The 19995-nt window shown below is 35.7% G+C and carries 20 protein-coding genes; 17 read left to right on the top strand and 3 right to left on the bottom strand.

Going from position 1 to position 19995, the window contains the following annotated elements; all coding sequences use genetic code 11:
• Window positions 1-30: 30 nt before the first annotated feature.
• Window positions 31-945 carry a M23 family metallopeptidase gene (locus tag JJQ93_RS02010; RefSeq protein WP_085112941.1) on the bottom strand — a complete coding sequence of 305 codons (915 nt, stop codon included), beginning with the start codon at window positions 943-945 and terminating at the stop codon, window positions 31-33.
• Between the two features lie 175 nt (window positions 946-1120).
• On the opposite strand from JJQ93_RS02010, the gene JJQ93_RS02015 reads away from it, so the two are divergent.
• The 4 genes from JJQ93_RS02015 (at window position 1121) to JJQ93_RS02030 (ending at window position 3096) form a co-directional block, all read left to right on the top strand.
• A complete protein-coding gene (locus JJQ93_RS02015) occupies window positions 1121-2131 on the top strand; it encodes a glycosyltransferase (protein WP_274892582.1) in 1011 nt (336 codons plus the stop codon).
• 119 nt (window positions 2132-2250) lie between these two features.
• Window positions 2251-2571, top strand: a complete 321-nt coding sequence (locus tag JJQ93_RS02020) for a hypothetical protein (RefSeq protein WP_274892583.1) — start codon at window positions 2251-2253, stop codon at window positions 2569-2571.
• A gap of 53 nt (window positions 2572-2624) precedes the next feature.
• On the top strand, window positions 2625-2900 hold the full coding sequence (locus JJQ93_RS02025; RefSeq protein ID WP_274892584.1) for a YkuS family protein: 276 nt from the start codon (window positions 2625-2627) through the stop codon (window positions 2898-2900).
• Complete coding sequence (locus JJQ93_RS02030) at window positions 2893-3096, top strand: hypothetical protein (protein WP_085112937.1); 204 nt, start codon at window positions 2893-2895, stop codon at window positions 3094-3096. Before JJQ93_RS02025 ends, JJQ93_RS02030 begins: the two co-directional genes overlap by 8 nt.
• A 28-nt stretch (window positions 3097-3124) precedes the next feature.
• Here JJQ93_RS02030 and JJQ93_RS02035 read toward each other — a convergent pair whose 3' ends face one another.
• Window positions 3125-4270, bottom strand: coding sequence for an amidase domain-containing protein (locus tag JJQ93_RS02035; protein ID WP_274892585.1), 1146 nt, complete (start codon window positions 4268-4270; stop codon window positions 3125-3127).
• Window positions 4271-4420: 150 nt separating this feature from the next.
• Entirely contained in the window at window positions 4421-4828 is a 408-nt protein-coding gene (locus JJQ93_RS02040; protein ID WP_274892586.1) for a putative zinc-binding protein, read from the bottom strand.
• A 626-nt stretch (window positions 4829-5454) separates the two neighbouring features.
• Between JJQ93_RS02040 and ptb the strand changes: the two genes are divergently transcribed.
• The 13 genes from ptb to icmB all read left to right on the top strand — a co-directional run bounded on the left by ptb (window position 5455) and on the right by icmB (window position 19976).
• The gene (gene ptb, locus JJQ93_RS02045; RefSeq protein WP_274892587.1) at window positions 5455-6360 is read left to right on the top strand and encodes a phosphate butyryltransferase; all 906 of its coding nucleotides are present in this window, start codon (window positions 5455-5457) and stop codon (window positions 6358-6360) included.
• Between the two features lie 32 nt (window positions 6361-6392).
• Window positions 6393-7463: a Glu/Leu/Phe/Val family dehydrogenase gene (locus tag JJQ93_RS02050; protein WP_274892588.1), complete on the top strand. Its 1071-nt coding sequence runs from the start codon at window positions 6393-6395 to the stop codon at window positions 7461-7463.
• Window positions 7464-7476: 13 nt separating this feature from the next.
• Entirely contained in the window at window positions 7477-8550 is a 1074-nt protein-coding gene (gene buk, locus JJQ93_RS02055; RefSeq protein WP_274894032.1) for a butyrate kinase, read from the top strand.
• 30 nt (window positions 8551-8580) lie between these two features.
• Window positions 8581-8793: a 4Fe-4S binding protein gene (locus JJQ93_RS02060; RefSeq protein WP_350494237.1), complete on the top strand. Its 213-nt coding sequence runs from the start codon at window positions 8581-8583 to the stop codon at window positions 8791-8793.
• Window positions 8794-8806: 13 nt separating this feature from the next.
• Window positions 8807-9871, top strand: a complete 1065-nt coding sequence (locus JJQ93_RS02065) for a 3-methyl-2-oxobutanoate dehydrogenase subunit VorB (protein WP_274892590.1) — start codon at window positions 8807-8809, stop codon at window positions 9869-9871.
• Window positions 9871-10620, top strand: a complete 750-nt coding sequence (locus tag JJQ93_RS02070) for a thiamine pyrophosphate-dependent enzyme (protein WP_085113601.1) — start codon at window positions 9871-9873, stop codon at window positions 10618-10620. Before JJQ93_RS02065 ends, JJQ93_RS02070 begins: the two co-directional genes overlap by 1 nt.
• 1 nt (window position 10621) lies before the next feature.
• Entirely contained in the window at window positions 10622-11173 is a 552-nt protein-coding gene (locus JJQ93_RS02075) for a 2-oxoacid:ferredoxin oxidoreductase subunit gamma family protein (protein ID WP_274892592.1), read from the top strand.
• 269 nt (window positions 11174-11442) lie between these two features.
• Complete coding sequence (locus tag JJQ93_RS02080; RefSeq protein ID WP_274892593.1) at window positions 11443-13392, top strand: OPT family oligopeptide transporter; 1950 nt, start codon at window positions 11443-11445, stop codon at window positions 13390-13392.
• 94 nt (window positions 13393-13486) lie between these two features.
• The gene (ald, locus tag JJQ93_RS02085; protein ID WP_274892594.1) at window positions 13487-14608 is read left to right on the top strand and encodes an alanine dehydrogenase; all 1122 of its coding nucleotides are present in this window, start codon (window positions 13487-13489) and stop codon (window positions 14606-14608) included.
• A gap of 320 nt (window positions 14609-14928) precedes the next feature.
• Window positions 14929-16449, top strand: coding sequence for a glutamate/gamma-aminobutyrate family transporter YjeM (yjeM, locus tag JJQ93_RS02090; RefSeq protein WP_274892595.1), 1521 nt, complete (start codon window positions 14929-14931; stop codon window positions 16447-16449).
• A gap of 159 nt (window positions 16450-16608) precedes the next feature.
• Complete coding sequence (locus JJQ93_RS02095) at window positions 16609-17859, top strand: Glu/Leu/Phe/Val family dehydrogenase (protein WP_274892596.1); 1251 nt, start codon at window positions 16609-16611, stop codon at window positions 17857-17859.
• Window positions 17860-17889: 30 nt separating this feature from the next.
• The gene (locus JJQ93_RS02100; protein WP_274892597.1) at window positions 17890-19569 is read left to right on the top strand and encodes an acyl-CoA mutase large subunit family protein; all 1680 of its coding nucleotides are present in this window, start codon (window positions 17890-17892) and stop codon (window positions 19567-19569) included.
• Window positions 19570-19580: 11 nt separating this feature from the next.
• Entirely contained in the window at window positions 19581-19976 is a 396-nt protein-coding gene (gene icmB / locus JJQ93_RS02105) for a coenzyme B12-dependent isobutyryl CoA mutase small subunit (protein ID WP_274892599.1), read from the top strand.
• Window positions 19977-19995: the final 19 nt, after the last annotated feature.

Raw genomic sequence — 19995 nt, forward strand, 5'->3', positions numbered from 1 at the left:
CTCCTTTTGGGTTTTGGCAACTATCATACGTCACTTGCTAAGATATTTCAAAGGATCGACTGGATTGCCATTTAGCCTTATTTCAAAATGCACGTGTGGCCCCGTGCTGCGACCTGTGCTACCTGATTTTGCTATGACATCACCCCTGTTTACAGTTTGTCCCACTCTTACTAACAGTTGAGAATTATGACCGTAGACAGAAGTGATTCCATAACCGTGATTTATCATGACTACATTTCCATATCCGGAAAGCCATCCTGCATAAGTTACAATGCCTTTGCCCGCCGCTTTAACAGGTGTACCGTATCCTACGGCAATGTCTATTCCAGGGTGAAACTCCGAGCTTTCGCCATAAGGGGATGTGCGACTTCCGAATGGTGATGTTATAGGTCCTACAACAGGATATGATGATGGCAGCGATGCGAGATAATCCAATCTTTTGCTTATATCATCTATCAGAGTTTTGTATTCATATGTTTTATTATCTATTTCGCTTGAAAGCTCATTTGTGGTTTTTTCATCTAAAGTTAAATCCCTTGAATCACGTGTTATGCCGCCACGGCTCGTTTCTGGTGAACTTAGTCCTACCATTCGCCTGACTTTTTGCTCTAACTCGTCAAGACTTTTCATCTTGTCACTTAACTTCTTAGCATTATCATTAAGCATGGCGATCTTTTTGTCTTGAGATTGGTTTAAGTCCTGCATTTCTGCTATTTTTTGATTTTTTTCTGCAATTATCTTGTCTTTTTCATGAACTGCGGCGTAAAGATATGCATATCTCCCTGCAAAATAAAAAAAGGTTGAAAACAAGCCTATCAAAAGCACTGCCGCTGCAAATATATAAGCTTTTAAAGCAGATCTTTTTATTTTAAAGCTTTTTATGTCTTTTTTAGAATTTGGTACAACCATTATGTTTATGTACTCATCTTTATTTTTTATATGCATTTAATCCAGTAACACCTCCTTCATAAAATAGCCAATTAACTATATTCTACATAAAGTTCAAAATTCCTGCTATGATAATAAATTAACAATCAATTTGAGGGTTTTTAAAATTAGCGAAATATAGTTTTTTTGAATATTATGAGTACAAAATAAAAATTTCACAGGAGGTATTTGCATGGCGACGATTATATACCCACCTACTATTAATTTTAACTGGCTTTATCAGAGGCCACAGCAGCTATTGAGTCGTATGTCTGAAAGGAATTATACAGTTTACTACGTTAATAAATCTTTTGATGACAGCTACAATAGAGGGATAATAGAGGTAAGGAAAAATTTATACATTGTAAATGGTGTAGATATTGGTAGTGTAAAATTTAGAGAAATTCCTATAGTATGGATATCATATCCTCCAAATTACAATTTTCTAAAAATGTTCAAGAAAAAATATGTGATATTTGATTCTATAGATTATCCTTCAGAAGAATTTACAGAATGGAAGCTTAATTTTGAAGAAGTGCAGAAAGCTGCCAACATAGTATTTGCTTCATCTGAAAAACTATTTAATATAAATATTAAAGTCAATAAAAGGACATTTTTGCTGCCAAACGGTGCGGATTTTGAACATTTTAAGAAAGCAAGCAAAATTTTTTCAGAAAGACCTATTGATTTACCTGGTGATAAACCTATAGTTGGATATATAGGAGCATTGGCGACGTGGATAGATTGGGATTTAGTGGATTATATTGCTTTAAAATGTCCTGAGTATAATTTCGTGTACATTGGTCCTAATTTGAATACAAAAAAAGTGCCTATTAGAAAGAATATTTTTTATTTAGGAGAGAAAAAATATGACGTCCTACCAAATTATTTACAGTATTTTGATGTGACTATAATTCCTTTTAAAGTTACAACAATGACTGAAGGTGCCGATCCAATAAAAATGTATGAATATTTAAGCGCCGGAAAACAAATCGTTTCTTCCAAATTGCCATCTATCATAAAATGCGATGGCATTTACTCTGCCAATGATAAGGAAGAATTTGCATATTTGATAAAAAAAGCCATCGAAAATGTTAGCGTCGTGAAAAAGGAAAAGCTTATGGAAGTAGCGCGAGAAAATTCATGGGATAAAAGAGCAGAATACGCTGATAGAATCATAAGATATTATTTGGTATATAAATAAATTCGATTTGACTTATACATTTGTTAAAGATTAAATGAGGTAATAATCTTCGAGAAAAATATGATATAATTATTCAAAAGAGAAAAAGGTAGATACTAAGATATTTAGGAGTTGTTAGCTTGAAAGGTATTTTACTTGGTATAATTTTATCTTTTATTACTGTTGTTATAAATATTGCCTTAAATGGAATACATTCTACGTATGTAAGTTACAGCAATTATTTTTTTATTGTCGGATGTGTTGTGGGGCTTATTGGAGGTTTTTTGTATGTATCATATTGGTTTAACGATATGAGGACTATAAGTAGAATATTTAGAAACCTTGAACTTCCTGAAAAAAGATATGATTTTATTTATATGACACAATGGGGAAAAGTGCTATTGATGGCATCAGCATTTTTAATGTTTTTATCGCTTTTAATAGTCCTCCTATGCGAATAAAAAGGTACATTAAACTAATAATAATTATGTATTCGCTATTGGAGGTGTTTTTAATGGGGAAAAAGATAGCCGTTGAAAGAGAGCTTTCAAATGTAAAAAGATACCTTACTGGTAAAGGATATGATGTAGTAAATCTTGAGCAAGATAGCAATTTAAGCGGTATTAACGTCAATGATTATGATGCAATAGTAATAACAGGACAGCACAAAGACATGGTTGGATTTGAAAATACGTATACAAAATCGCCAATAATTGATGCAACTGGGATGACACCAGAAGACATAGAAAGTGCAATAAAAAGAAGTACAGGCGGTGATACAGATGGCTAATAAAGATCAGTTAAAAGCGGTGGGTGAAGCGTGTCCTGATTTTAGCTATGATGATTCTTTAGGCAAGGCTTCAATGATATCCATGGCAAACTCATCATCAAGAAGCTGCGAAATATGTACACATTGGGATGTAAAAAATCAAAAATGCAGGATAGACGTTTTTGATGATGTTCTTACGAGCCTTGATCAGACATAAATGATTAAAGAGAGGATTTCGCCTCTCTTTAATCATTTATGTGAATGAATCTATAAATAACCTTTTTATCCCATCCTAAATCAAATGGAACATGGTATCTGTCAGATGTATGTGTGTTTACAACAGGAATTCCGTAAGAATCAAAACCTGTTACAACGCCAAAATGAACAATTGTACCTTTTTCTTCATAGCAAATGAGATCACCTTTTTTTAGTTCCCGTATCGCTCCTGCAGGGTGTGAATCCGATGGTTTTACCATGTCTATGTATGTACCTTGCGCAATAAGCCTTCCTTTTCCATTGTATATAAGGTAGTTAAAGAGTGCAGGAGCTTGTGCCCATGCTGTACTAGAGTCACGGCCATTAAAGTTCCAGATGTAGTCCATCTTTAGTCCACCACCTTCATGCAAGACTTGTGAAGCAAAATTTGTGCAGTCGCCACCAACGCCATTATAATCTCTGTATTTTTTGTTGTATTCATAGTTATTTCCGCTACCCCATGCAGCACCAGCGTATGTATCAGCATACCTTACAGCGCCTTCTCTATCGTAATTTCCTTTTTTCTGATTTTGACTATCACCTGCAGGAGTGGTATTGGTTGGCGATATTTCTGTGGCTATTCCGTCAGCAGGGCTAATATCTATAAATGCTGAATCTTCATCTAATGGATCGTAGTACCAATCGCGGCGTATCACCCAGTTGCCGTTGATTTTAACCAACTGAATGGAATGCCGAATCCCCAGCCCCATGTAATTTATCAAGCCAGGCTTTACATTGTACTCGTAGCCCATCTTCATCGTCTCTACCAAATAGAGCCATATAGACTGTTCGCCAACTTTCAAACTTTTGATTCTGTAAATTGATTGTGCTTCTACGAATTTAAGATTTCTTTTTTCAGACCATCCTTTTACGTAATCAATTCTTCTTTTTTCATGTTCAAGAGCCCATTTGCCATTTGTGTTAGCAACATCGTAATATTTTTCTATGTCTTTAATATTTCCGCTTAAAAGTACGCTTCCTCTTGACTCAAAGAAAGCATCTAAAAAGGGCTTTATTTCTTCTTTGTTGTCTGCTACAGTAGATAATGTTTTATTGAAAAACAATATTCCCCAGATGCTTGTGGCTATTAACAACAAAATAGGAATTGCTATTTTATGATACCCTTTAAATAGCAAAAAATATCCCTCCCTGCCTATCATTTATAGTAAATAATATGTACAAATAAAATAAATAATTCTATGTAACATTCAATGTATTTAAAATTTGAAAATAAAAAAATAAGCATAGAAACTAATGAATAAACTTAGTTTGCTATGCCTATTTATCTACCTAATTAAAAGATTTTTTACCAACTTACTGGCATCTTCAGTCATTTTTTGAATGGCCAATTTAGATTTTTCACCTAATCTTCCTCTTTTCTCATCTTTCAGCGAGATCTTTTCTTTCTTCAGTATGTCAGGAAGATAAACTTCTGCTTCGACTTGGCCGCCTTTTTGCAAAATCAATTTTGTCGCGCATCGATCTTTACATCCATTTAAAACCAATACAGGATATTCGTTTATAAAATCTATATCTTCCTGAATATCTACTGCTAAAGCTGGTGGACACACTAAAACTGTGTTTTCAGGGTATAAATCATCAACAAGATTGTATCCAACTTCCCTTGTTATTTGCCCAAAAATTTGCCCGATACCTGCACATGGCATTATTGCTATTTTATCTTTGCTTTTCATGACGTATCCTCCTTATTGCTAATAAACCCTATATACCCGGGTGGGTATATACCGCTTATTATGATAACACGATTGACGATTTTTTTCAACATTATGAAAGAGACAGAATTACGGAAGCTCTTTCCGAAATTAAAAAATTATTGATTCATATATTGTATAAGATAAATTTAAAGAAAGCAGTTCAATTGGATAGAAAGAAAAAAATCAGATAAGATGTATGATGATAATTTTGTTGTTTAAAGGATTTTTAATGAAAAAGGGAAAAGCTTAAATGATTTATTAAAGCAAATTATGCATAGGCACTAAAGACCTTTCTTGTCTTTAGAGAGATTATATTGAAATAGAAGGTATTTGGAAAAAGTTTTTCCACGGTGTGAGATACATTACTTTAAATGATGACATTGATACGTTAAATGGTGGTGACGTACCATGAGATGGAATCCCATTTTTGCATTATAAAGGTCAAAAAAATTTTGTGAAACTAAGAAGGAATTTTAGAATAAATGGAGAATATATTAAATATAAATTGTAAGCATTAAAAAATTTTAAGCAATAAACTTTTATAAAATAATAATTTTTCTCACTATTTCAAAATATAAGATAAGAAAATATGGAAGGTGCTTTCGGTGAAAAGTTTTAAAGAAATGTATGAATTAGTTAAAGATTTGAATCCTAAAATCGTGGCTGTTGCACAAGCGGCTGATGTCGATGTGCTTTTAGCTGTGAAAGATGCTTACGAAAAAGGAATAATAAAATCTGTTTTAGTAGGGGATAAGTCAGAGATAGAGAAACTTGCACTTTCTATATCGATGCCTTTAAGAGATCATGAGATTATAGATGTAAAAGATGATGTAAAAGCGTGTGAAGCGGTAGTAAAGCTTGTAAGTGATGGGCAAGCAGACATGATTATGAAGGGATTAGTGCCAACATCGGTAATATTAAAAGCCGTTTTAGACAAGGAATTTGATCTAAGATCAGATAGGTTATTAAGTCATGTAGCTGTTTTTGAATCTCCATTTAATAGATTAATGCTTTTAAGTGATGCAGCAATGAATATATCACCTGATTTAAAAGCAAAGATCGACATAATATACAATGCAGCTTACGTGGCGAAAAAGATAGGAATAAGCGATCCAAAGGTAGCTGTACTTGCTGCTGTAGAGATGGTAAATCCAGCTATGCAGGCGACAATTGATGCTGCAATTTTGGCAAAGATGAGCGATAGAGGTCAGTTTAAAGGCGTGATAGTAGATGGACCGTTGGCATTAGATAATGCGCTTTCTATTGAGTCGGCTTACCACAAAGGTATAAATAGCACTGTTGCAGGTAATGCCGATATTCTCATCGCACCTGATATAGAAGCTGGCAATATGCTTTACAAGGCTATCACATTTATTGCGAATAAAAGAATAGCGGGAATAATTGTTGGAGCAAAAAAACCGGTTATTTTAACATCAAGATCTGACTCTAAAGAATCTAAATTTAATTCAATATTGCTTGCTTCAATTGTGGCATCAGATAAAAACATATAATTGCCTAAAATATTAAAAAGAGGAGTGTTTTTATGGAATTATTCAGAACAATGAGAGAGTTTGACTATGAAAACGTTGTATTGTGTTATGATAAAACATCTGATCTAAAAGCTGTGATAGCAATACATGATACAACATTGGGTCCTGCATTAGGTGGATGCAGGATGTGGACTTATGATACAGAAGAAGACGCGATAAATGATGCATTAAGGCTTGCAAGAGGCATGACTTACAAGAATGCGGCTGCTGGTCTAAATCTTGGTGGCGCAAAAACTGTTGTAATTGGAAATCCAAGAAAGGATAAAAGTGAAGCATTATTTAGAAGCTTAGGCAGGTTTATAGATGGGCTTAATGGAAGGTATATAACCGCCGAAGATGTTGGGACAAATATGAAAGACATGGATTATATAAGTATGGAGACAAATTATGTTGCGGGACTTGCTGAGAAAAGTGGTGATCCGTCTCCTTTTACAGCATACGGGGTGTTTAGAGGCATTCAAGCAGCTTGTGAAGAAGTGTTTGGAACAACTGAATTAAGCGGTAAAACAGTTGCTATTCAAGGTGTTGGGAATGTTGGATATAATTTAGCAAAATACTTGCATGAAGCAGGAGCGAGATTAATAATCACAGATATTTTTGAAGATAATGTAAAAAGAGCCGTCAGTGAATTTAATGCTGAGTATGTAAAACCTGATGATATATACGGTGTTGATTGTGACATATTTGCACCATGTGCACTTGGTGCTGTAATAAATGATGAGACAATACCGCATCTAAAATGTAAAATTGTCGCAGGGTCTTCAAACAATCAATTGAAGGAAGAAAAACATGGAGAAATCCTACAAGAAAAAGGAATACTCTATGTACCTGATTTTATTATCAATGCAGGTGGTGTTATAAATGTAGCTGAGGAATTACATCCATCTGGTTATAACAAAGAACGGGCAATGAGAAAAGTTTCTATGGTATATGACAATGTAAAAAAAGTCATACAAAAATCAAAGGAAGAAAATATTCCAACTTGTATTGCTGCCGATATGGTAGCTGAAGAAAGAATTAAAACTATAGCGGGAATTAGAGATAATTTCATAAAAAAAGTTTAAGCTTATGGAGGGAATTCTTTTGTTTTTAATTCTTGCAATAAATCCTGGTTCTACATCAACAAAGATTTCAGTTTTTGAAGATAAAAAAGTTTTGTTTACAGAAATATTGAGACATAGCGTTCCTGAGCTTAGTCAATATAAAACTATATTTGAACAGTTGGAATTTAGAAAAAACGCTATTTTAGAAATGCTTCATAGAAAGAATTTTTCCATGGAAAAATTGAATGCAATTGTCGGAAGAGGCGGTCTATTAAAGCCGATAAAAAGTGGTACTTACATTGTAAACGAAAGGATGATATCAGATTTAAAAGAAGCTAAAAGAGGTGAACATGCCTCAAACCTTGGAGGAATTATTGCATACGAATTAGCTAAAAATCACGGTATACCTGCATTTATTGTTGATCCAGTTGTCGTAGATGAATTAGACGATGTCGCCAGAATAACGGGAATGCCTGAAATCCAAAAATCCAGCATATTTCATGCATTAAATCAAAAAGCCATTGGAAGGCGTTTATCTTCTGATTTAAAAAAGAAATACGAGGATGTCAACCTTATAATTGCACATTTAGGCGGAGGAATTTCGGTTGGAGCTCATAGACATGGTTATGTAATAGATGTAAATGATGCTTTAAATGGAGAAGGGCCATTTTCACCAGAGAGAGCAGGAGGACTTCCATCATTGGAACTTGTGAGATTGTGCTACAGTGGCAGATATACTTTTGAAGAAATGAAAAAGAAGATATTAGGTGGCGGCGGTTTAGTAGCACATCTTAACACAAATGACGTGAAAGAAGTATACAGAATGATAGAAAATGGCAATAAGAGTGCGGAATTAATACTTGATGCAATGGCGTATAAGACAGCAAAAGAGATTGGAGCGATGGCTGTAGCTTTAAATGGAGAAGTGGATGCTATAGGTATAACAGGCGGCATAGCATACAATGAAGATTTTGTAAAGCACATTTCAAGTCGAGTTAATTTTATCGCTCCTGTGTATGTCTATCCAGGAGAAGATGAGATGCAAGCACTTGCTGAAGGTGCATACCGTGTCTTAAACGGTGAAGAAGAAGCAAAAGTCTATGAATGAGGTAATATAAATATGATGGAGATGATGAGATTGAAGCAAGTCATATTTAACGAAAACTTGTGCAAAAGCTGCGAACTATGCGTTGAAGCATGTCCAAAACACATAATAGAAATGGACAAAGACAAATTAAACGTAAAAGGGTACCACCCTGCCATGATAAAAGAAGAAAATATAGAAAAATGCATAAGCTGCGGATTCTGCGCAATAATGTGTCCAGACACAGTCATAACAGTTATAAAATAAGAGGGGGATAGATATGGCAAAAGTACTCATGAAAGGAAACGAAGCACTGGCTGAAGCTGCAATACAAGCCGGCTGCAGGCATTATTTCGGATATCCAATAACACCACAAAACGAAGTAACAGCGTACATGGCAAAAAGAATGCCAGAAGTAGGAGGAGTATTCTTACAAGCAGAAAGCGAAGTATCAGCAATAAACATGGTATATGGAGCAGGAGGAGCAGGAGCAAGAGTCCTTATAACATCATCAAGCCCGGGAATAAGCCTGATGCAAGAAGGAATATCATATATAGCAGGAGCAGAAGTACCATGCGTAATAGCCAACATAATGAGAGGGGGACCAGGATTAGGAGGAATACAGCCGTCCCAATCAGACTACTTTCAAGCCACAAAAGGCGGAGGACATGGAGACTACAAACTCATAGTCTTGGCACCATCAACAATACAAGAAATGGCAGAACTAGTACAACAAGCATTCCACATAGCTGACAAATACAGAAACCCTGTAATGATATTAGGAGACGGCATGTTAGGCCAAATGATGGAACCAGTAGACTTTGACATCCTAAAAAAAGAAGAAAACAAAATAGAAGAAAAACCATGGGCCACAACAGGCATGGGAACAAGAAACAAAAGAAACATCATAAACTCATTAGAATTAGACCCACAAGTATTAGAAAAACACAACATAGAAATATTCAAAAAATACGAAAAAGCAGCAAAAGAAGAAGTACGATACGAAATGACAAACTGCGAAGAAGCAGAAATAATACTTGTAGCATACGGCACAATAGCAAGAGTCGCCAAAAACGTAATCGAATTAGCAAAAAGAGAAAACATCAAAGTAGGCTTAATAAGGCCCATATCACTATGGCCATTTCCAGAAGAACCATTCAAAAAAACGAAAGACCACGTAAAAGCCTACCTAACCATAGAAATGAGCATGGGACAGATGGTAGAAGACGTAAAATTAGCAGTCAACGGACAAAAAGAAGTCCACTTCTACGGAAGAGTAGGAGGAATGGTACCGGAACCCATGGCCATATTAGAAGAAATCAAGAAAATAAGGGGGAAAAAATAATGGCAGTAGTATTTCAAAAAACAAAAGGACTAACAGACGCGCCATTTCACTACTGTCCAGGCTGCACACACGGCATAGTCCATAGACTTGTAGCAGAAGCAATGGAAGAATTAGGAGTATTAGACAAAGCAATAGGCGTAGCACCAGTAGGATGCGCCGTATTCGCTTACGAATACTTCAACTGCGACATGCAAGAAGCAGCCCATGGAAGAGCACCAGCAGTAGCAACAGGCATAAAAAGAGTACACCCCGACAAAATAGTATTCACATACCAAGGAGATGGAGACTTAGCAGCAATAGGAACAGCAGAAACAGTACATGCAGCAGCAAGAGGAGAAAACATAACAGTAATATTCATAAACAACGCCATATACGGCATGACAGGAGGCCAAATGGCACCAACATCACTGATAGGGCAAGAAACCCTCACAACCCCATACGGAAGAAAACCAGAAACAAACGGATACCCAATAAAAATGTGTGAAATGCTATCAACATTAGAAGGAGCAGCATACATCGAAAGAGTATCAGTGTATGACGTAAAACACGTATTAAATGCCAAAAAAGCAATCAAAAACGCATTTAAAGCCCAAATAGACAAAAAAGGATTTTCAATGATAGAAGTCCTGTCAAGCTGTCCAACAAATTGGGGCATGTCACCAAACGAAGCATTAAAATGGATAAAAGACAAGATGGAGCAATACTATCCATTAGGTGTATACAAAAACACCTTAGAGGAGGAAAAATAAAATGAATGAAAAGATAATATTTGCAGGATTTGGCGGACAGGGCATCATGTCGATGGGGCTTATAATGTCATACGCAGGAATGATGGATGGAAAAAACGTATCGTGGCTGCCGTCGTATGGACCAGAGATGAGAGGAGGCACAGCCAACTGCCATGTTACCATATCTGATGAACCAGTAGGTTCACCCATAATAAACGAGGCAACTGTAGTTGTTGCTATGAATAGGCCTTCTTTAGAGAAGTATGAAAAATATGTTGTGCCTGGTGGAAAGCTTTTTATAAATACATCGCTGATTAAAGAGAAAGCGAAAAGAAATGATATAGAAGTTTACGAAATCGCGGCAAATGACATTGCAAATGAAATAGGAAATTTAAAAATTGCGAATATGGTGATTTTAGGAGCTCTAATAAAAGCAACGAATATTACAAAAATTGAATCTACATTAAAGGCACTTGTAGAAGTTTTAGGACCAAGTAAAGAGCATCTTGTGTCAATAAATGAAAAAGCCTTAGAAAAAGGAGCAGAACTTATAGATGCTTTCAGTAAGAAATAAACACTATATTATGAATGAAAGAAATGCAGTGAAAATATTCATGAAGCATATTTTGCATTTTTGAAGGATTTTTGAAATGTGCGTCGAATATAATAAAAGTGGAAAACGATGTATCGTTTTACAAAGAGTTTAAAACAATGCCAAAACATTTTATTACTTTATACTATTAAAATATTTTAATATTAGTTAAAATGTTGGAGGAGGTGATTAAAGCGATAAAAAGCTTAAATTAAATGTCATTTAAACTATAGGACGAAAGGAGAAGAGATATGGCAAGTGGAAAAGCTGAACATGGAAGAAAGTTATCAGATGGCGCTTATGGCGGTATAAGTGGCGACAAGTATGTGCCATTTGTTCCAGCGGAAGAGGTTCTTCCAGAATCTACGTTTTTAAGTTTAGTTATAGGTGTGATATTTGCGATTGTTTTCGCGGCAGCTAATACTTATTTAGGTCTTAAAACTGGAATGACTATAAGTGCAGCGATTCCTGCTGCTGTTTTGTCTACTGGTATATTAAAGACGATTTTTAGAAGAAATAGCATATTAGAAGCTAATATGGCTACAGCAATAGCTGCAACGGGTGAAAGTGTTGCTGCTGGACTTTTGTTTTCTTTTCCAGCTATAGCTATTTGGGGCTTTAAAAATGAGTTTACGCTTGAAAGAATAATATTTGCGGTATTAATCGGTGGATTGTTTGGCGTATTATTCGTCGTACCTTTAAGAAGGTATTTAACGGTTGAAGAACACGGGAAACTTCTGTATCCAGAAGGAATGGCAGCTTCTGAAGTCCTTGTAACAAGCAATCAAGGCGGTTCGGGATTTATGACGGTTTTGTCCGGTATGCTTACAGGTGGCATATACAAACTTCTATCAGGCGGTTTTTCTATATGGTCAGAAGAGCCTGCATGGAATCTAAATTGGTTTAAAGGGACTCAAGTTGGAATAAATGTGTTAGCATCGTTATTAGGAGTTGGCTTCATAGTTGGAATAGAGATTTCTTCATACATGCTGGCAGGTGGTATATTGGCATGGCTTGGTCTTATACCATTGATAAAATTTTTTGGAGATGGTCTTACAAGTCCAATATATCCAGCCACAACCCTTATAAAAGATATGTCAGCTTCTCAAATATGGGGCAGCTATATAAGGTATATAGGTGCTGGTGGAGTATTGGCAGGAGGATTTATTACTTTATTCAAGACATTCCCTACACTTATAAAGGCGTTTAAAGACTCATTATCTGGGTTTGGAACGAGTGCCAAAGGTCAAAAAAGAACTGACAGCGATATATCGATAAATATAGTGATTATTGGTTCGATTTTTCTATTCCTTTTAACATGGCTTCTGCCTATGTTTAAGATGACATTTATAGGAAGTCTTTTAACGATATTATTTTCTTTCTTCTTCGCTGTTGTCTCAGCGAGAATGACAGGAATTGTTGGTGAATCCAATAACCCAGTGTCAGGTATGACAATAGCTACATTGCTTGTTGTTACGTCTATTTTAAAGCTTACAGGCATTGTCGGAGACAGTGGTATGATATTGGCAATTACGATTGGAGGCATAGTTTGTATTGCAGCAGCAACGGCAGGCTGCAATGCACAGTCTTTAAAAACGTGCTACATTATAGGTGGATCGCCTAAAAAGGTAGAGTCATACCTTTACACAGGAATAGTTGCATCATCAATTTTCGCGGGATTAGTGCTTATTATGCTTAATAATTCTTATGGAATTGGTTCAAAATATGTTGCTGCGCCACAAGCAACTATAATGTCAATGGTTGTAAAAGGAATAATGACAGGACACCTTCCATGGATATTAATCATTGCTGGTGTCTTTATGGGAATAATGATAGAGATGATGCATATTCCGGTATTGCCATTTGCACTTGGACTTTATTTGCCATTTGAGTTAAGTGCGGCTGTTATGGTTGGAGGAATCATCAGATGGATAATTGACAGGAAATACAAGAATGATGAAAAGATGTATAAAGAAAAGACTGAAAAAGGTATATTGATTTCTTCAGGATTAGTCGCTGGAGATGCTTTGATGGGATTAGTAATAGCCATATTTGCAGGCCTTAAAATAAATATAGGTTTTGGTGCTAATTGGTTTACAAATAGCGGAGAATTTGCTTCATGGATTTCACTTTTGATGTTTGTCTTGTTAGGAATTTACCTATACGGATATACAGTGAGAGATAGCAAAAAGACTAATTAGCTGTGAATGGGTAAAAAATCATTCTAATCCGATGGTTTAAAAGCTGTCGGATTAGAATGATTTTAATAAAATATATTACAAAGGAGCGATCACAATGATAATCGGAGTACCAAAAGAAATAAAAGAAGAAGAAGGAAGAGTTGCTATTACACCTGCCGGTGTTCATGCATTTTGCAGTAAAGGACATAGAGTATTAATTGAAAATAATGCTGGTTTAATCAGTGGGATAACTAACGAAGAATATAAAAAGGCTGGAGCTGAAATCATTAACAGGGCTGAAGACGTTTTTAATGAATCTGATATGATATTAAAGGTCAAGGAACCACAACCTTCCGAGTATGATTATTTTAAAGAAGGACAGATTTTGTTTACCTATTTACATTTAGCTCCAGATAGACAGCAAACAGAAGCGCTTTTAAAGAAAAAAGTAGTAGGTATAGCATATGAAACAGTTCAGACAGATGATGGAATGCTACCGCTATTAAGTCCTATGAGTGAAGTGGCAGGCAGACTATCAGTTACGATAGGTGCTTATTTGTTGCTTAGCAAAAATAATGGCAGAGGAGTTCTACTAAGCGGTGTTCCAGGTGTTGAAAAGGCGAATGTTGTCATAGTCGGTGGTGGAACGGTAGGACTAAATGCAGCAAAGATTGCAGTTGGAATGGGAGCTAATGTTACAATACTTGATGTAAATGCTTCAAGGCTTGCATACTTAGATGACGTTTTTGGAGGAAAAGTAACGACTCTTATGTCAAACAGTTATAATATAGCTAAATGTACTGAAGAAGCTGATTTAGTAATAGGAGCGGTGCTTATTCCGGGGGCTAAGACACCAAAAATAATAACAGAAGAAATGGTAAAGAACATGAGAAAAGGATCTGTAATCGTCGATGTAGCTATAGACCAAGGTGGTTCTGTCGAAACGATGGACAGAATAACATCTCATGACAATCCATACTTTATAAAATACGATGTGGTGCATTATTCTGTTCCAAATATACCCGGTGTAGTTCCGAGGACATCTACATTTGCATTGACAAATGTTACTTTGCCATACGCATTGCAGATTGCAGATAAAGGTTATAAGAAAGCGCTATTAGAGAATAAATCGCTTATGAGAGGACTTAATGTTATAAATGGTAATGTGACGTATAAGGCAGTAGCAGAAGCTCATGGACTTGAATATGTGGATCCAATAGAAATATTGTCAGAATAGATGGTAAATATTCTGGAAAGGATATATGATGAACGTTATATATCCTTTCCTAACAATTTATTTTTATTTATCTTCTCTTTATCTAAAAACTTATTGAAATTTTCTATTACAACTTATTCAAGCAATCAAGGAAGATATTTTTCATATCACAAAAATTCCATTAAGGTTAGATAGTTTAGACAGAAAATTGCATAAATTAAAATTAATAATTCAATTCAAAATAGTATTGCAATTAGCCGGGGAAGGTATTATAATTTAGTTGAATTAAAAAATTTTAATAAATAAAATAAAAGTTTAATCAAAAGGAAAGGAGTGTTATTATGAACGATGAATCAAAGAAAAAGTTGACACTGGTGCCACTTATCTTGATGATTTTCACATCTGTTTTTGGTTTCAACAATATGCCAAGAGCATTTTATTTGATGGGATACAGTGCAATACCGTGGTACATTTTATCAGGAATAACATTTTTCTTGCCTTATGCTTTTATGATGGCGGAATTTGGCGCGGCTTTTAAAGAAGAAAGCGGCGGGATATACACGTGGATGGAAAGATCGGTTGGCCCTAAATACGCTTTTGTAGGTACTTTCATGTGGTATGCATCATATGTTGTATGGATGGTCAGCATTTGTTCAACGATTTTTATAAACATCTCAAATATAATTTTTGGAACTGATAGAACTTCTTCTCTTAGATTGTTTGGACTAAATTCTACTCAAGTTATTGGATTAATGGGAATATTGCTTATCATATTGATTACTTATGTAGCAAGTAAAGGTTTAAATTGGGTATCGAAAATTGCTTCAATCGGTGGAACATCAGTATTAGCTATAAACGTCATATTCTTACTTGGTTCAATTGTTGTATTGATAGCAAATGGAGGAAAATTAGCTGAGCCCATTACATCTTTAAAATCCTTCACAGTTTCACCGAATCCGTCATATTTATCACCGATTGCAGTTTTGTCATTCATAGTATTTGCAATATTTGCGTATGGAGGAACAGAGGTAGTTGGCGGTGTCGTAGATCAAACGGAAAATGCAGAGAAGACATTTCCTAAAGGCGTATTGTTTTCAGCTATAATAATCGCAATCGGGTATTCTTTAGGAATATTCCTGGTTGGAATATTTACAAAGTGGAATAGTGTTTTAGCGTCTAACAATGTCAATATGGCAAATGCCCAGTATGTAATAATGAATAATTTTGGATATCAAATTGGATTAAGCTTAGGCGCAAGCAAAAGCACAGCAATAATCATTGGAAATTGGTCTGCTAGAATAGTAGCGTTATCTGTGTTCTTATCATTAATGGGTGCATTCTTTACACTTAGCTATGCCCCATTAAGACAACTGATTGAAGGCACACCTGCTGAATTATGGCCTGGAAAGACAGCAGAAATAGATGATAAAGGTGTTCCGAAATATGCAATGTGGATACAATGTCTGTTAGTTGCTGTTATGTTGTTCCTCATATCATTTGGAGGAGACATAGCAAAAGTTTTCTTTGCTCGCATAGTGCTAATGACGAATGTAGCAATGACATTGCCGTATGTATTTTTGTGCTTAGCATATCCGTCATTTAAAAATAACAAAAAGATCAATAGACCGTTTGAAATCTTTAAAAGCAGAACATCTGTAATAATTGCGACTGTATTAACGTCAGTCACAGTAGGATTTGCAAATATTTTCACTATAATCGAACCAGCATTTTCAAAAGATATAGCTTCAACACTTTGGATGATTGCTGGACCATTGTTTTTCACAGTTGTAGCTTTACTAATGTTTAGAAGATACGAGAAAAGTAAGAATGTAGTTAACGATAGTCCTGTAAAAGAAACTTAAGAATAGTCAAATAGTATATAAAACATATCATAAACCTGTAATTACAGGATTTATGATATGTTTTATGCAAATATATGATGCAAAAATTACAATATTTAAAAATTTGATGGATAAATTACAACATAATAATTTTTTTCTTATGAAAGGAGATCTAACAATATGAAAAGCGAATGTTTAAATCCATTGACAAATGCTCAGAAAGAGATAGAAAATGCCTGTAAGCTATTAAAAGTCAGTGATTCTGCTTATCAAATATTGAAAGAGCCTATAAGATTTTTGGAAGTCTCTATACCAGTAAGGATGGATGATGGTACGATAAGGATCTTCAAAGGCTATAGAGCACAGCATAATGATGCTGTTGGTCCAACAAAGGGAGGAATTAGATTTCATCCAGATGTAAATATTGATGAGGTAAAGGCACTTTCAATTTGGATGAGCTTTAAATGCAGTGTTGTAGGTATCCCATTTGGGGGAGCCAAAGGAGGAGTAATAGTAGATCCAAGCACATTGTCTAAAAGTGAGTTAGAAAGATTAAGCAGAGGCTATATAAGAGAAATATACAGCATCATTGGACCTGATAAAGACATACCAGCACCAGATGTAAATACAAATGAGCAAATTATGGCGTGGATGATGGACGAATACAGCAAATTGTCAGGGAAAAATAGCCCTGGAATTATTACTGGAAAGCCGATTATATGTGGAGGTTCTCTCGGAAGAACACAGGCTACCGGCTATGGAGTTGCGCTAATGGCTTATGAAGCAACTAAATATTTAGGTTTGAATATAAAAAATTGTACTGTAAGCATTCAAGGTTTTGGAAATGTGGGCAGCTATTCAGCAATTAACCTTCAAAAACTGGGTGCCAAGATTATAGCGGTGTCTGATTCAAGGGGCGGTATATACAAAGAAGAAGGAATAGATGTTAATGAATTAATTGAATATGTAAAAGAAAATGGAAGTGTGGCAGGATTTGACGATGCTGAACAAATAACAAAAGATAAATTGTTTGAACTTGAAACAGATATATTTGTGCCGGCAGCTTTGGAGAATCAGATAACTACAGATATTGCAAGATCAATAAAGACGAAGATAATATGCGAAGGAGCGAATGGTCCCACAACACCTGAAGCAGATAAAATTTTATATGAAAGAGGTATATTTGTGGTACCAGACATTTTAGCAAATGCGGGTGGTGTGACGGTTTCATATTTTGAATGGGTTCAAAATCTGGACAATTATTATTGGACATTGGAGGAAGTTGAAGATAGGCAGCGGAAGATTATGATAGAGGCATTTAAAAAAGTTTACGAAACTTCAAAAACCTACAAAGTAGACATGCGCACAGGTGCATATATTACATCTCTAAATAGAATATATGAAGCTATGGAAATGCGTGGTTGGGTATGATGATTGCGGTATTGATGGGGGAATTTTCAAATGAAAGATGAAGAGTATATCGATAAGATAAAAGAGGAAAGCAACAAATGGTTATATCAATGTGCCAACAAAGTCAAAGAAAAATATCCAGAACGAAAAGAGAAGTTTATGACTTCATCAGGTGTAGAAATAAAAAGCATATATACGCCTGATGATGTAGTTGATTTGGACTATTTAAATGATTTAGGCTTTCCGGGCCAATATCCATTTACCCGTGGTGTTCAGCCAACCATGTACCGAGGAAAGTTCTGGACTATGAGGCAGTATGCTGGATTTGGTACTGCTAAGGAATCAAATGAAAGGTATAAATACTTACTTTCGCAGGGACAGACAGGGTTAAGCATAGCATTCGATTTACCGACGCAGATAGGATATGATTCGGATCATCCGATGGCTGAAGGTGAAGTAGGTAAAGTTGGTGTTGCTGTAGATTCCCTTTTAGATATGGAAATTTTGTTTGACGGAATACCTCTCGATAGAGTCAGCACATCCATGACGATAAATGCCCCTGCAGCAGTTCTTTTAGCAATGTACATCGTTGTTGCAGAAAAGCAAGGAGTTCCTTTAGACAAATTGGAAGGAACTATTCAAAACGATATATTGAAAGAGTACATTGCTCGTGGAACATACATTTTTCCAATTGAACCTTCATTAAGGATTACAACAGACATATTCAAATATTGTTCCAAATACATTCCAAAGTGGAACACGATAAGTATAAGTGGTTATCACATAAGGGAAGCTGGAGCTACGGCGGTGCAAGAGGTAGCTTTTACATTGGCAAACGGGATAGAATACGTAAATGCCGCATTAAAAGCGGGACTTGATGTTGATGACTTTGCACCGAGGCTTTCATTTTTCTTTAGCGCTCACAATGATTTATTAGAAGAGGTGGCGAAATTCAGAGCTGCCAGAAGGATGTGGGCAAGGATAATGAAGGAAAGATTCAATGCTAAAAATCCAAAATCAATGATGCTTAGATTTCATACACAGACTGGCGGTTCTACGTTAACTGCTCAGCAACCTGATAATAATATTGTAAGAGTTGCGCTGCAGGCATTGGCTGCAGTGTTAGGAGGAACTCAATCACTTCACACGAATAGCCGCGATGAAGCATTGGCGCTGCCATCAGAAGATTCGGTGAAGATTGCATTAAGGACTCAGCAGATAATAGCATACGAAAGCGGCGTATGTGATACACCTGATCCGCTGGCAGGCAGTTACTACGTAGAGTATTTAACGAATCAAATAGAGGAGAAAGCTTTACAATACATAAAAAAAATTGATGAGCTTGGCGGTGCTGCCTGTGCAATAAAGAGTGGATTTATTCAAAAGGAAATACAAGATAGCGCGTACAGGTATCAAAAGGAGATTGAAAAAGGTGAGAGGATTATAGTAGGCTTGAACAAGTTTAAAACTGAAGAAAAATACTACGGCAACTTGCTTAAAGTTGATCCTCAAGTTGGAGAGATGCAAAAAGAAAAGCTAAAAAAACTTAGGGCTGAAAGAGATAATGAAGAAGTAAAGAGAAGATTATCAGACCTTAAAGAGGCTGCTTGTAGTCAAGAAAACATTATGCCTCAAATAATAGATGCAGTTAGAGCGTATGCAACACTTGGCGAGATATGCGATGTGCTACGATCTGTGTTTGGAGAATACAGAGAGAACATAGTCTTATAAGGGGTGAGAAAATGAAAAGGCCAATTAGAGTTCTTGTGGCTAAGCCAGGTCTTGATGGACATGACAGAGGTGCAAAAGTGATTGCAAGGGCATTTAAAGATGCTGGGATGGAAGTCATATATACAGGATTGAGGCAGACACCCGAACAGATTGTAGAAGCAGCAATCCAAGAAGATGTTGATGTCATCGCATTAAGCATTTTATCTGGTGCTCACAACACATTGTTTCCTAAAATAATGAATTTGCTAAAGGATAGGGCAGCAGAGGAAATTATGGTAATTGCTGGCGGCATAATTCCTGATGAAGACATACCATTTCTAAAGTCTTTAGGTATAAAGGAAATATTTACACCAGGTACACCAACATCAAAGGCTGTTGAATATGTAATAGAAAATGTGAAAGTCTAATAAATTTAAGCTTGATGAA

The sequence above is a fragment of the Thermoanaerobacterium sp. R66 genome (assembly GCF_028895185.1).
In the GTDB taxonomy this organism is placed as follows: Bacteria; Bacillota; Thermoanaerobacteria; order Thermoanaerobacterales; family Thermoanaerobacteraceae; genus Thermoanaerobacterium.

What these genes read in the sequence shown, in the direction of transcription:
- JJQ93_RS02095 (WP_274892596.1), top strand. Translation starts at nt 16,609, where the DNA reads ATGAAAAGCGAATGTTTAAATCCATTGACAAATGCTCAGAAAGAGATA.
- JJQ93_RS02030 (WP_085112937.1), top strand. Translation starts at nt 2,893, where the DNA reads ATGGCTAATAAAGATCAGTTAAAAGCGGTGGGTGAAGCGTGTCCTGAT.
- JJQ93_RS02040 (WP_274892586.1), bottom strand. Translation starts at nt 4,828, where the DNA reads ATGAAAAGCAAAGATAAAATAGCAATAATGCCATGTGCAGGTATCGGG.
- yjeM (WP_274892595.1), top strand. Translation starts at nt 14,929, where the DNA reads ATGAACGATGAATCAAAGAAAAAGTTGACACTGGTGCCACTTATCTTG.
- JJQ93_RS02075 (WP_274892592.1), top strand. Translation starts at nt 10,622, where the DNA reads ATGAATGAAAAGATAATATTTGCAGGATTTGGCGGACAGGGCATCATG.
- JJQ93_RS02100 (WP_274892597.1), top strand. Translation starts at nt 17,890, where the DNA reads ATGAAAGATGAAGAGTATATCGATAAGATAAAAGAGGAAAGCAACAAA.
- icmB (WP_274892599.1), top strand. Translation starts at nt 19,581, where the DNA reads ATGAAAAGGCCAATTAGAGTTCTTGTGGCTAAGCCAGGTCTTGATGGA.
- JJQ93_RS02050 (WP_274892588.1), top strand. Translation starts at nt 6,393, where the DNA reads ATGGAATTATTCAGAACAATGAGAGAGTTTGACTATGAAAACGTTGTA.
- JJQ93_RS02065 (WP_274892590.1), top strand. Translation starts at nt 8,807, where the DNA reads ATGGCAAAAGTACTCATGAAAGGAAACGAAGCACTGGCTGAAGCTGCA.
- JJQ93_RS02080 (WP_274892593.1), top strand. Translation starts at nt 11,443, where the DNA reads ATGGCAAGTGGAAAAGCTGAACATGGAAGAAAGTTATCAGATGGCGCT.
- JJQ93_RS02010 (WP_085112941.1), bottom strand. Translation starts at nt 945, where the DNA reads ATGCATATAAAAAATAAAGATGAGTACATAAACATAATGGTTGTACCA.
- JJQ93_RS02025 (WP_274892584.1), top strand. Translation starts at nt 2,625, where the DNA reads ATGGGGAAAAAGATAGCCGTTGAAAGAGAGCTTTCAAATGTAAAAAGA.
- JJQ93_RS02070 (WP_085113601.1), top strand. Translation starts at nt 9,871, where the DNA reads ATGGCAGTAGTATTTCAAAAAACAAAAGGACTAACAGACGCGCCATTT.
- JJQ93_RS02015 (WP_274892582.1), top strand. Translation starts at nt 1,121, where the DNA reads ATGGCGACGATTATATACCCACCTACTATTAATTTTAACTGGCTTTAT.
- ald (WP_274892594.1), top strand. Translation starts at nt 13,487, where the DNA reads ATGATAATCGGAGTACCAAAAGAAATAAAAGAAGAAGAAGGAAGAGTT.